The organism is Psychrobacter sp. LFX-11D, from assembly GCF_904846475.1.
Classification (GTDB): domain Bacteria; phylum Pseudomonadota; class Gammaproteobacteria; order Pseudomonadales; family Moraxellaceae; genus Psychrobacter; species Psychrobacter cryohalolentis.
This window is the reverse complement of the sequence record NZ_CAJHAV010000002.1, coordinates 281,958-295,394: the sequence shown is the minus strand read 5'-3', so window position 1 is coordinate 295,394 and position 13,437 is coordinate 281,958. Positions and strand designations below refer to the sequence as shown.

Annotated in this window: 11 protein-coding genes; 10 read left to right on the top strand and 1 reads right to left on the bottom strand. The window is 43.6% G+C overall.

All coding sequences use genetic code 11. From position 1 onward, the window contains the following. Positions 1-278: 278 nt before the first annotated feature. Positions 279-1,580, bottom strand: coding sequence for a glutamate-5-semialdehyde dehydrogenase (locus tag JMX75_RS02830; RefSeq protein WP_201530860.1), 1,302 nt, complete (start codon positions 1,578-1,580; stop codon positions 279-281). Between the two features lie 355 nt (positions 1,581-1,935). Between JMX75_RS02830 and JMX75_RS02825 the strand changes: the two genes are divergently transcribed. From JMX75_RS02825 to JMX75_RS02780, 10 genes are all read left to right on the top strand, one after another. Continuing rightward, complete coding sequence (locus JMX75_RS02825) at positions 1,936-2,262, top strand: hypothetical protein (RefSeq protein ID WP_201530858.1); 327 nt, start codon at positions 1,936-1,938, stop codon at positions 2,260-2,262. Positions 2,263-2,434: 172 nt separating this feature from the next. Continuing rightward, complete coding sequence (locus JMX75_RS02820; RefSeq protein ID WP_133103790.1) at positions 2,435-3,232, top strand: ABC transporter ATP-binding protein; 798 nt, start codon at positions 2,435-2,437, stop codon at positions 3,230-3,232. A gap of 340 nt (positions 3,233-3,572) precedes the next feature. Then, on the top strand, positions 3,573-4,373 hold the full coding sequence (locus JMX75_RS02815; RefSeq protein WP_201530856.1) for a transporter substrate-binding domain-containing protein: 801 nt from the start codon (positions 3,573-3,575) through the stop codon (positions 4,371-4,373). Positions 4,374-4,459: 86 nt separating this feature from the next. Further along, entirely contained in the window at positions 4,460-5,392 is a 933-nt protein-coding gene (locus JMX75_RS02810) for a transporter substrate-binding domain-containing protein (protein WP_011512696.1), read from the top strand. 99 nt (positions 5,393-5,491) lie between these two features. After that, positions 5,492-6,409, top strand: a complete 918-nt coding sequence (locus tag JMX75_RS02805; RefSeq protein WP_149408868.1) for an ABC transporter substrate-binding protein — start codon at positions 5,492-5,494, stop codon at positions 6,407-6,409. Between the two features lie 436 nt (positions 6,410-6,845). Continuing rightward, on the top strand, positions 6,846-7,580 hold the full coding sequence (locus JMX75_RS02800) for an ABC transporter permease (protein WP_020442682.1): 735 nt from the start codon (positions 6,846-6,848) through the stop codon (positions 7,578-7,580). A 13-nt stretch (positions 7,581-7,593) separates the two neighbouring features. Then, the gene (locus JMX75_RS02795) at positions 7,594-8,319 is read left to right on the top strand and encodes an ABC transporter permease (protein WP_201530854.1); all 726 of its coding nucleotides are present in this window, start codon (positions 7,594-7,596) and stop codon (positions 8,317-8,319) included. Between the two features lie 97 nt (positions 8,320-8,416). After that, positions 8,417-9,133 carry a fumarylacetoacetate hydrolase family protein gene (locus JMX75_RS02790; RefSeq protein ID WP_227672975.1) on the top strand — a complete coding sequence of 239 codons (717 nt, stop codon included), beginning with the start codon at positions 8,417-8,419 and terminating at the stop codon, positions 9,131-9,133. 273 nt (positions 9,134-9,406) lie between these two features. After that, positions 9,407-11,608, top strand: a complete 2,202-nt coding sequence (locus tag JMX75_RS02785; RefSeq protein ID WP_133103787.1) for a PhoX family protein — start codon at positions 9,407-9,409, stop codon at positions 11,606-11,608. Positions 11,609-11,838: 230 nt separating this feature from the next. Beyond that, positions 11,839-13,302 (top strand): alpha/beta fold hydrolase, encoded by a 1,464-nt coding sequence (locus tag JMX75_RS02780; RefSeq protein WP_201530852.1) that lies wholly within the window; start codon positions 11,839-11,841, stop codon positions 13,300-13,302. Positions 13,303-13,437: the final 135 nt, after the last annotated feature.

Below are 13,437 nucleotides of genomic sequence, written 5' to 3'. Positions count from 1 at the left end.
TAGATTTTTATCACGTAAAATAATGGCTATATAATGAAAGTATCTTAAAAAAACTACGGTGCTGCTGGTATAAATTTTTTGCCGCCTCTGTCTGCGTAGGCACAGCAAGCAAGAAAAATTGATACCAGTAGTACGTGATGTATCGATATTGTTTTTCCCTGACTATATGTCATATACAACATGTGTAGTAAAAATAAAAAAACGCCAGCAATTAAGCTGACGTTCTGTAACAATTATACTGCAGACGACATTATAGATTGTAGTGAAGACGTAATAAATTAGGCACGCGTTTCGCCATGACCATAAACAATCCACTTTTGTGAAGTTAAGCCTTCAAGTCCGACTGGTCCACGCGCATGAATCTTGTCAGTTGAGATACCAATTTCGGCACCAAGACCATATTCAAAACCATCGGCAAAACGGCTAGAGGCGTTAATCATCACGCTTGCCGAGTCGATTTCGCGGATAAATCTCTGTGACTTGGTATAGTTATCTGTAATGATAACATCGGTATGATGACTGCCATGGGTGTTGATATGCTCAATCGCCTCATCAATGCCGGATAATATTTTAATCGCGAGGATAGGGGCGAGATATTCAGTATCCCAATCTTCCGCGGTGGCGGCTGATAAATGGCCTTTAAGGGTAGTGTTATCGTTCAGAATAGCCTGCGCTTTACCATCAAGACGTAGTTGCATCGCATTATCGGCTTCAACGATGGCTTCGGCAATTTTTGGTAACAGCTCATCAGCGATGGCTTCATCGACCAACAAGGTTTCCATGGTATTACAAGTACCATAGCGATGGGTTTTGGCATTGACACTCACGTTAATGGCAATCTCAGGATCAGCATCACTGTCGATAAAGGTATGACAGTTGCCATCTAAGTGCTTAATGACAGGCACGCGTGCATCGCGGCTGATACGCTCAATCAACCCTTTACCGCCGCGTGGTACGATAACATCAACATATTCTGTCATAGTGATAAGCTCACCGACGGCAGCACGGTCAGTGGTCTCTAGCACTTGGACACTATACTCAGACATACCAACGTTTTTTAGTCCTTCTAAAATACATCTGGCAATCGCTTGATTGGACTCAAATGCTTCAGAGCCGCCACGTAAAATGATGGCGTTACCTGACTTTAGTGCGAGGGAGGCTGCTTCCAAAGTAACATTGGGACGCGACTCATAGATCATACCGACTACACCAAGTGGCACGCGCATTTTGCCCAGATGAATACCCGACGGACGATACGTCATGTCTGTAACCTCACCAATAGGGTCAGGCAATGCCGCAACGTCTTTTAGACCTTGTAGCATGCCATCAAAACGGGCGTCATTTAACTCCAAGCGATCAAGCAGCGCAGCATCTAGGTCGTTCTTTTGTCCATTGTCCATATCGACTTTATTGGCGGCTAAGATATCTTGCTTAGCGTTCTTTAATACATCGTGAATCGCCATCAGTGCAGCATTTTTGTCACCTGTATTGGCAGCAGCCAGTGCTCTGGATGCAGCGCGCGCTTCTTTACCAACATTTTGCATATAAGCGGTTACGTCTGTGGTATTGGTTTGACTCATAAATATTCTTCCTTATAGTTATAAATAGAAAACAATCAGTGTTCTTTAGCGCTCTAATGGCACTCTGCTATTTAACATAGAGGAGATTAGGTCGATAGTAAAGCCGATTTTGTGAATAGAAGTCACTTGTCTTTATATGATAGTCATGATTGGGCATTGGATTGATGGTTACGTATTTTTAACAGAAATAGACTGCAATTACTAAGGTAGTCGCTATGAATCGTCCGTATAGTGAGCGCTAAGCAGTAAAAGATTCATTTTAGCTTTGACACGTTATTTTTAAACTCGCTCGGCTACATGATAGCTATTCATAGTAGAAATTAATGATAGTAAATAAAAATATTGGAGAATAAATATGACCATTGATCAACCACAAATTCAAAAATCTGGCGCGTACAAAAACTGGTTGGGCGTTGGGTTGGTTGCAGCGGCATTGACGCTAAGTGCCTGTGGTAAGAAAGAAGAGCCACCGGTAGAGACGGCGCCAGCAGTCGATGCGCAGACTTCGGTAGAAGAGGAAGCCACGGGTGTGGCTACTGCCGGTAATGCTGACGATGTTGCGATAGCAACTGCTGACAATGATATGGCTGTCAGTAGCACGGATGATGTGGCCGTAGCAACTGCGGATGATGCAGAGATGATGGACGGTACTGAAAGCGAAGAGCACGTCTCAAGCTACTAATGTGGCAGATAAAACAGCGCTCACGCTATTAAGATGATAAAATAAGGCCCATAATTGACTGTATATTATGGGCCTTATTTTATAAAGGTAATTTATTGCCAAACGCCTTTTTAATGCTAAGTACCTTTTTACGTCATGTTTTCATTCATATTTATTGGAAGTCTGCTAAACCATGCTTGATACTGCAAATAATCCGACTCGACCTATCGCTTTAGATTTACAAGATATCCATAAAAGTTTCGGCTCATTGGCCGTACTGAAAGGCGTATCTCTAACTGCCTATGACGGCGATGTTATCTCTATTTTAGGCTCGTCTGGCTCAGGTAAGTCGACCCTGCTGCGCTGTATCAATTTGCTCGAAAAGCCCAATCACGGTCGCATTATTATCGGTAAAGATGAGCTGATGCTAAAGCCAGCTAAGTCAGGCGAATTGCAAGCGGCTGATATCAAACAGCTAGAACACTTGCGCGCACGCGTGGGCTTTGTCTTTCAGAATTTCAATCTATGGCCACATAAAACGATTATTGACAATATCATCGAAGGGCCAATACAAGTCTTAAAAATAAAAAAAGACCAAGCCATTAGCGATGCTGAAAAGCTGCTTGATAAAGTGGGTTTGCTCGATAAAAAAGACGCTTACCCAGCGAATCTATCTGGTGGTCAGCGTCAGCGTGTTGCTATTGCACGCGCTCTTGCTATGCAGCCACAGGTATTATTATTTGATGAACCGACATCTGCATTAGATCCTGAGCTGGTCAATGAAGTGCTTGCGGTGATGCGAGAGCTAGCCGCAGAGGGTCGCACGATGTTGATTGTGACCCATGAGATGCGTTTCGCTCGTGACGTTTCTAGTAAAGTGGTGTTTTTACACCAAGGCGTTATTGAAGAGATTGGTACACCTGAGCAAGTCTTTGATAACCCTAAGTCTGAGCGCGTTAGAGACTTTATGGCTTCACATCGTCAAAATTAATCCATTGCTTAAATCTAGTAAAATCGCAATCTTAGCAATAATTGTTTAAAACGCTAAGATTGCACATCAGTAAGTCTATTCGTGCCTTTATTACTCAATAATCACAGTCGGTATGCAAAACGTTTGTTTTTGATATTCCACTCAGGTATTATCAAAAGACTTGTGAGCGGGTATGTATAGCACTTCTCCATATACCTAAATATCTCACAGCCTGAATATGCAGTTGCCTGAATCTGAGTAACTTATCTGGCAGGGAAGTCAGAGAAAATATACCAGAACACTGTATTAAAAATTAGAGATTAAAAATCATCTTAAAAATCCATCAGAATTTAAGGAACGTATGATGTCGAATTCTCGCCTATTGTGGTCATCGATGACCGTTACAGCCGCGCTCATGTTAGGTGCTTGTAGCCAACCTGCCAATGACGCTGCTGATGCCAATTCAGATGCACCGGCAGCAGGAACCGCTGGCAAGACCATTCGTATTGCGACTGAAGGAGCATACCCTCCTTTTAACTATACCAATGCCGATGGCAGTTTGGCGGGTTTCGATATCGATGTTGCCAATGCTCTATGTGAGCAGATGCAAGCCAAATGTGAAATTGTCGCTCAAGATTGGGACGGTATTATTCCAGGTTTATTGGCGCAAAAATACGATGCCGTTATCGCTGGTATGTCTATTACCGCTGAACGTCAAGAAAAAGTCGATTTCAGCGAGCCTTACTTTGCCAATACGATGGTTTGGCTGACCGATACCAAAGGCAGCTTTGATCCTAAAGTTATCAAAAATCTGACGCTTGGTGGTCAACGTTCAACGACGCCGGGTGCTTATTTACAAGACAATTATGAAGGCAAAGACGGCAATACCGTTAAGCTTTATGACAATTATGACAATGCTTATTTGGACCTAAAGTCTGGTCGTAGTGATGTTGTATTGGCTGAAAAAGTATCAGCAAAATCATGGTTAGCAGACAACCCTGAAGGCTTCGGTATCGTGGGTGATGAGATTGACAATGATGACAATATTGCGATTGCTGTCCGTAAAGGCGATGCCATTAAAGAAGACTTTAATAAAGCGCTGAGTGAAATTCGCAGTAACGGTGAGCTTGCCCGTCTTGAGCAGCAAAACTTTGGTCAATAATCTGTAATCATTAGCGTCGATTGTTTATATCCTTCTTAAGTGGCGGATATATATACGGCTGGTAAATATATTAAGGAATAACCACTATGATCATTTCAATGACCTCGTCAATGACCAAAAAAGCCTTGTGGTTAGCGCCACTAAGCGCTGCCATGCTGATGCTAGCTGGCTGTAACAACAGCTCTACACCGACAGAAAGCACTGAAACAGCTGCTGCAACTGATACGCCTTTAAATATCAAAATCGCGACAGAATCAAGCTATAAACCTTTTAGTTATACCGATGCTGATGGCAAATTAATCGGCTATGAGATTGAATTGGTTGACGCACTATGTGCGCAAATGAAAGCCAAATGCGAAGTGATCTCACAGGATTGGGATGGCTTGATTCCAGGCTTAAATGCGCAGAAGTTTGACGCTGCCATCGCTGGTATGTCAATCACCCCTGAGCGCAAAGAAGTGGTCGAATTTAGCGAACCTTACTTTCATAGCGGCATTATCTTAATCGGTAAAAAAGGCGACGATGTTAGTGTTGACGCTTTAAAAGGTCAGCCAATTGCCTCACAGCGTTCAACTGTTGCCTCGCAATATCTACAAGATAAACATGCTGATGCTGATATCAAACTTTATGATACCCAAGACAATGCGTATCTGGATCTAACGTCAGGTCGTGTGCGGGCGATGATGTCTGATAAAGTGACTGGTATTGACTGGCTAAAAACAGAAGCTGGTAAAGACTATGAGGTCAAAGGTCAAGAAATCAGCACCAATGATGATGCGATGGGTATCGCTTTCCGTAAAGGCGATCCATTGGTTGCCAAATTCAATAAAGCCTTGGCTGAGCTAAAAGACAATGGCACTTATGATCAAATCACGGGTAGCTATTTTGGTACCAGCTCAACCACTGCTGCTCAAAAAGCAGTCGCTACTAGTGATATCAAAGAAGTAGTAGTTATGGATAAAGCTAGTGTCGATGCTGATACGGCGATTGCTAAAGAAGAGCAAGCGACAGCAAACTAATACCTGTGATGACAAATATGTATTGATCCTAAGTTTTGAGGAATGCATATTTGCCAGCACTTATCAAAATTTCACGACGTAATAAACTCAAGGATGATTATGAGCAACCATCTTGTCATAGGCTCAAATTCAGTGACCAGTCAGCGGTTTTCAAAACCTATGCTAGCAGTGGCAGCATTTTTAGCTTTAGTCGGTTGTAGTAACGGTCAAGATAAAGGGGCTGAAAGTACTAACTCAGACGCTAATAATACTGCGGAGACAGCTGAGAAAAAAGCAGATGCGACAGAGGGTAATGTGCTGCGTATCGGTACTGAGGGTGCTTATGCGCCCTTTAACTATACCAATGCAGATGGCACGCTCGGCGGTTTTGATATCGAAATTGCCAATGCTATCTGTGCTGATATGCAAGTAACTTGTGAGATTGTGGCGCAAGATTGGGACGGCATCATCCCCGGTCTCAAGGCTGGTAAATATGACGCTATCGTCGCTGCGATGTCAGTCACCCCTGAGCGCGCTCAACAAGTCGCTTTTACGGATCCGTATTTTAGCAATGCGCTAGTGTTTTTAGCCAAAAAAGACAGCACCTTTGACCCTGCTAAGGTGACTGATATTAATGCCCATTCTATCGCCGCTCAGCGCTCCACCATCTCATCACAGTGGCTAGAAAACACTTATCCAAAAGCGGATATGAAGCTATATGATACATTAAGTAATGCGTTTTTAGATTTGGGTGCTGGTCGCGTCGATGCCATGATATCGGATAAACTGCCAGCGATTGAATGGCTCAGCTCGACGTCCGGTAATAATTATGTGTTAAAGGGCGCGGAGATTGATATCAATGATAACTTTGCGATTGCCGTCCGTCCGAATGATGAAGCTCTACAAGCAAAAATTAATACCTCATTGAGCAATATTAAAGCCAATGGCACTTATGATAAGATCAATCAAAAATACTTTGCTGTGCCAGCAAGTGCGACACTAACAGAAGCACCAGCTATAGATAGTGCTACACAGTAAAGGCTCAGTAGTATTACTGTTTTCACGACTGCATTCATATTGTGTTAATAAGCATGAGGACATCACCATTATGGTGATGTCCTTTTTCTTGTGTCCTTATTTACAGTCACGCTATTATTGTAGGCATTATTAACCAACAGATTTGCTGTTATTTAACCAAATTATCGGCCTTTTAAAGAGATAGATATCTATTTAGGCGATGCTTTTACACGTCAGTATTAACATAGCGGCGAATGAATATGATAAAATCAGCGCTCATTTCTACTGTGTCAATTATCGCGGCAATAACCGTATTAATCTAGCGTCAGTCTATGACGCAAATGACTCATATTTCTTGGGTCTAAAGTACGTTTATTAACTGTATTCAGCTATTGATGCTGATTTTTTTAACTCATATTTTGCAATTTGCTAATATAAAGAGACTGAGTGGATAATCGTGTTTGACTTACAAGGATTTGGCGCGCTTTTATTGAGCGGCGCTACCGTCACCATACAGCTTGCCATGACCAGTCTGATCATCGGCATGTTCTTAGGTTTGCTCGGTGCCACAGCAAAGCTATCTAATATCTGGCTGCTGCGCAAAATTGCGACTGTCTATACCGCCACGATGCGCGGTATTCCTGAGCTGCTATTGGTACTGTTTATCTACTATGGCGGCTCTATACTGCTAATGAGCATCCTCAAAAAGTTCGGCTATAACGACTATGTCGAGATTAGCGCTTTTTGGGGCGGCGTGATGGCACTTTCTATTGCTTTTGGTGCTTATGCGACTGAAATCTTCCGTATGTCGATTCAAGAGATTCCTATAGGACAGCGAGAAGCGGCGCAAGCGATTGGTATGCGTCCTTTTCAGACTTTTTATCGCATAACCTTACCGCAAGTATGGCAGATTGCATTGCCAGGTTTGGGTAATCTATTTTTGGTTTTGCTTAAAGATACGGCACTGGTGTCGGTCGTAGGTCTCAAAGATATCATGTATCAGTCCTCGCGCGCCGCGCAATCAACACAGCAGCCATTTACCTTTTATATGGCAGCGGCAATAATTTATTTAGGTTTGACCATGCTGATTACTGGCTTTATGATGTGGCTTGAATGGCGTGCCAATCCGGCGGCGCGTTATGCTAAAAAGCTCAGCCGTCAAACCACTCACCGTCAATCGACCATAGGATAAAGGGGAAGACACTATGGAATGGAATTGGCAGGTTATTTTTGATCATATCCCAGACTTACTCGGTGGCGCGGTATTGACCGTACAGCTGGTTTTGTTCTCGGGTATTATTGGCTTATTTTTTGGTTTGGTTTTGGCGCTGTTACGGCTGTCTAAAAATTGGGTGGTACAGATACTCCCTTTTCTATATATCTTCTTTTTCCGTGGCACGCCATTACTGGTACAGATATTTTTGATTTACTATGGTCTTGGGCAGTTCGAAGCGGTACGTAATTCGTTCCTATGGGAGCCAGTTCTTAGCCAAGCTTACTGGTGTGCTATCATTGCCTTTACCCTAAATACCAGTGCGTATTTAGCCGAGATTATCCGCGGTGCTATTCAAAATATTCCGGTCGGTGAGCTTGAAGCTGCCGATGCAATCGGGATGTCAAAATGGCAGAAACTGACCCGTATTACGTTACCGCGTGCCTTTGGTATTGTAATTCCGGCATACAGCAACGAAGTAATCTTTATGCTGAAAGGTAGTGCGCTAGCGTCAACGATTGCTTTGATGGATATCACAGGCGTTGCCCGTACCATTAGTGCACGTACTTATACCTTGATGGAGCTGTTCTTCGCTGCTGGTATCGTTTATCTCTTGTTGTCGTGGGTGATTTTATTTAGCTTTAGAATGTTTGAAAAGCGCATGAATCGTCACGCAAGTTATGTACCACCAGATGTGACTACTCATACCGTCGGCTAATGATTTGTCATGAATAAAACTTATCATTAACGTTGTGATAAATAGTGCAGTATGTTTTGCTTTTTAAAATATCAATCATTTGCTGTGAGCGCCTAGTATGAGCCAATCACGATCTATATCCTTAGTCGATACAATTGCTGCCAGCGTCAAGGATGACGCGAGTATTGCCACCATTAATGATAGCGTACGAGAATCCATCGGCAAGGTCATCTGCGTGGGCCGTAACTATGCAGAACACGCGCGTGAGCTTGGCAATGAGATACCAAAATCGCCTATCTTATTCATGAAGCCAGCATCATCAGTGGTCAGTGTGCACAATGATATTGTCCGTCCAAATCCAGCGCTATATGGCGACACTCATTACGAAGCAGAGCTATGCATTCAGCTGGTAGCCGACTTATCGGCAGCAACGGTTGAACAAGCAAAGCAAGCGATAAGTGGCGTGACTTTGGGACTTGATTTGACCCTGCGTGACTTGCAAAGCAAGCTCAAAGAAAAAGGTCATCCATGGGAGCGTGCTAAATGTTTCGATGGTGCTTGTGTGCTTGCCGATTGGATTGATCCGCAAGCGTTTGGTGATTTTTGCCATGTCGAATATCAGCTCTATATCAATGACGAGCTGAAGCAAGATGGTGATAGTGCCTTAATGCTATTTCCAGTGTATGAGCTACTAGCAGAGATTAGCCATGCCTTTAGCTTACAAGCAGGCGATGTGATTATGACTGGTACGCCGAGCGGCGTTGGAGTATTGCAAGCAGATGATACGCTAACATTCAAGCTTGGCACTCATGAATGGCAGGTGCAAGTTCGATAATTTCTTATCGCAGTAGTATCATATAAGTTTTTACATGCATTAACACTACCAAAAAATCCCAAGTTCACACTTGGGATTTTTTTGGTTTATCAGGGGTAATAGCCATTTGTCATGAGGTTATCGTCACATTACTATCAAATTGGCATTTGGTTTTCAACATACTGTCATAAACACTCAGTAGACTTAGGCATAATTCGTATTTCGGTGATTGCAATTACAAGACTGTAATCAACTCTCTCATGCCAATCAAGCCTAACAGCAAGGTGACTGATAATGACATTATTGAATAACAAACAACCACTTGCCCATGAAGTCGTTGAAGATTCTAATCCGACCGACAATATCGATTTTCAAACCATTATTAGTCGTCGTTTAAATCGGCGTAGTATCCTAAAAGGTGGCACAGGATTAACAGCGGCGGCGTTTTTTGGCGCGCTACCTTTAGTCGGCTGTAGCGATGACGATGATAGTATTCCTGCCAAAAATAATGGCAATGCTGCTGCTGTCCCTGCACAAGGTGATCTCAAACGTCCCGAAACTTTGAAGTTTACCGCAGTGGCGCATTCAACTGCCGAAACGATGAGCGTGGCAGCAGGCTATAAGGCCGAGATGATATTACCACTTGGCACGCCGCTGATATCTGGTATTGATGACTGGAAAGACAATCGAGAGCAGTCGGCTGAGTCATTCGAATGGCGCATGGGTGATAATCATGATGGCATGTGGTTTTTTGGCAAAAAGGGCGGCGCATATGATGCCAAAGCGGCAGAGAATGGGCTACTGGTGATGAATCATGAGTATGTAAACAGTAGTGAGCTAAGCCCTTTTGGCTATCATGTGATCCAAGATAACAACGCCGCACCCATCTTTCAAAATCGTCGACTTGCTAGCGACGTGCGCCGTGAGGTTAATTGTCATGGAGTGGCGGTGGTCGAGATGAAACGCCGCGCTGATGGCATGGGCTATGAGATGGTGGCTGATTCGAAATATAATCGCCGTCTCACGAGTAGTAGTACGGCGCAGTTGACAGGACCTGTTGCGGGCTCTGATTTGGTCAAAACTAAGTTTGATCCGACAGGCTTTCAGACTCGCGGCATCAATAATAACTGCGGTGCAGGTTTGTCACCTTGGGGCACTTATCTGACCACCGAAGAAAACTTTTTAGGGGTATTTGCCCGTGGGCAAGATGCTAGCCAATTAAGCGCTGGGCATAACTATGGTCGCGAACGCTACGGGGCAACGGAAAACTTCCCTGGTTGGGAATATTTATGGCATACCCCTGATGCTAAAGATGCCAAGATAAGCGATGAGTTTTCACGCTGGGATATGACCGCCGCTAGTGCTAGCGCTGCAGACGATTATAGAAATGGCTTTAATACCTTTGGCTATATCACCGAAATTGATCCTTTTGATCAGAATTCCATACCGCAAAAGCGCACGGCACTAGGGCGTTTTGCTCATGAAAATTGCGCCTATGCTCCTGTTGAACAAGGCAAACCGGTGGTTTTTTATATGGGTGATGATGCTCGAGGGGAATATATCTATAAGTTCGTCTCCAAAGCCACATGGTCAAATGCTGATATCGGCGGTGGATTAAAAGCAGGTGACAAGTATTTGAATGAGGGTACGCTCTATGTTGCTATCTTTAATGAAAATGGCCGCGGTGAATGGAAAGCGTTGATTCACGGTCAAAATGGACTGGACGTCTCCAATACGGTCTTGCCTTTTCATGGACAAGATGAAGTGTTGGTCTTTGCTCGTGCAGCAGCAGATGTGGTCGGGGCCACCAAAATGGATCGACCAGAGTGGGTGTCGGTCAGTCCCATAACGGGCGATGTATATGTGACATTGACCAATAATAAATATCGTGGTGTACGTGATGATCAGCCACTTTCAGCGCCCAATCCGCGCAGCTATAATACTGGCGGCAAAGCGCGTGGTAATGACAATGGTCATATTATTCGCTGGGCAGAAGCAGGGGGCGATCATGCGGCAACCAGTTTTGAATGGGATATTTATTTATTTGCTGCGCCGAGTGATTTATCAGCAGAAAACTTATCACAATTAAATGACAATAATGACTTTTCTTCCCCCGACGGCTTATACTTTGATCCACGTGGCGTCTTATGGATTCAAACAGATGACGGTGCTTATACCGATACCAGCAGCTGTATGTTGCTAGCAGCGCTACCGGGCAATGTCAGCGATGGAACCCTCACTACTACGTCAGCGGGGCAACAAACCCGAGTCGGCATGCCTGCCAATAATGACAATATCAAACGTTTCTTCGTCGGTCCGGAAGGCTGTGAAGTCACAGGTATTACGATGGCCCCAGACTTTAAAACCTTATTTATTAATATTCAGCATCCGGGTAATACGTGGGGCGCTATTGCTGGAGGTAGTACACCACGCTCAGCCACCGTCATGATTACTCGCGAAGATGGTGATGTCATACTGGCAGAGTCGTTTGTCTAGTTAGACATTTGCATTAGTAATGATACGTCTTAACAAACATAAAAATCCTAAGCCATGGCTTTGGGATTTTTGTGTTTTAGGCGGTAGTTACTAGTGTGCAATTTTTGATATTGAATAATTACATGGCTTTTTGACAATAAAGATACTTGATAGTTAAATCATTCTCTTCTGTTTATGACCATTACAGGATAGTATGGAAAATCCCTTTAACTGTTTGATATGTCAACATTATGCTCAGTCCAAAACCTTTAGAAACTATACATGATTTATTTGCAACGACTCGGCGTCCTTCTGATGAGCAATCTGCTATCGATATAGGATTTCAAGGCGATGTCTATGAGGAAATGGATAAGCTTGACTATATCTATGTGGATGAGCTGACTGAAAAAAGCGTGAATCATAGTGATGTTCAACCGTATCAACCGCTCTCATTGGTTGGTTTTTTTGAAGGATTGGCACAGCTTGCGACTATGGGTGTGGTCGAGGTGACTGATATTGTAGAAGCCATCCACCGTGAGATATTACTGCGTCCTTTAGGGCGGTTTAATAAAGGAAATGTCGAGCGCTGGCAACAGGGTATCACGGGACGCATTTATGGTACGGTACGTCAGGCTGTGCAGCTGATTGGTAATAATTTAGCCTCAGGTCTGCACCTTTATAATACTGTTTTAAAACCCAAAAAGGTGAGACTATTACCAAAGAACTTGCGGCGCATGGTCAATATCCTAAACGGAGTGATGGGTGATCATCTGATTACGCATCAAAATCCATTAGCAGTATCGATGGTGCTGTATGATACCAATAATCGGGTGCAAAGCGCTGTATTGTCAGGGCGCGTTATTATTCTATGCCATGGACTTTGTTTAAGCCACTTAAGCTGGAAAGTATCTGGTGAGAATAATCTGGCAAAAGTGCTCATGTATAGCTTGCCATCATCGACTGTCTTGTACTTAAACTATAATACAGGTCGACGTATCTCAAGTAATGGACGTAGCTTTGCTCAAGTGTTGCAAGATTTGGTTGAGAATAACCCAGACATCACCCAGATTGATTTGGTCGGTCATAGTATGGGCGGTTTGGTAAGCCGTAGCGCGCTGTTTTATGGCAAAGAACAAGGTTTTAGCTGGGTCAAAAGGGTGAGCAATCTGGTGACTTTAGGGTCACCGCATCATGGCGCAAGTTTGGAGCAGATTGGGCATTTTGTCCAAGATAAAATAGCTAAATTGCCCTTTGCTGGGTCATTAGCAAAGCTTGGTGATATGCGCAGTGCGGGTATCATTGATCTGCGTTACGGTAGTATTCGAGATGCCGACTGGCAAGCGTTAGAGGGGCGTAGTGTGCTACCAGCAGATTTTCGTCATCCTACTCACTTGCCATTGCATGTGAATACCTATCTGGTAGCAGCAGTGATGGTCGAGACCCATTTTGAATTTAAGACCACAAGTTTATTGGGCGATGGGCTGGTTTCGGTAGAGTCAGCACTGGGTGAGCATACCGAAGAGCATACGCTGGTAGTGCCAGAGGGGCACAAAGCTATTTTTTATGGGATAAACCATATGAACTTAATCTACAGCGATAGAGTACATCAGCAAATCATTGCTTGGCTCTTGGATGATAGATTAGGCGATGCACATGAAGCAAAGTATGCGCTGAACCCGCGTATTTATTCTTATCCAGAAACCTATGAAGTTTAGAATAAGAGATACAAAATAATCAGACTAATGCTAAAAACCCTCAAGCATCATACTTGAGGGTTTTTTTATGACTGACTATAGTGAATTCAGTATTAAAACGATACAGTAGGACTGAGATGAATTTTACGCAGCCTC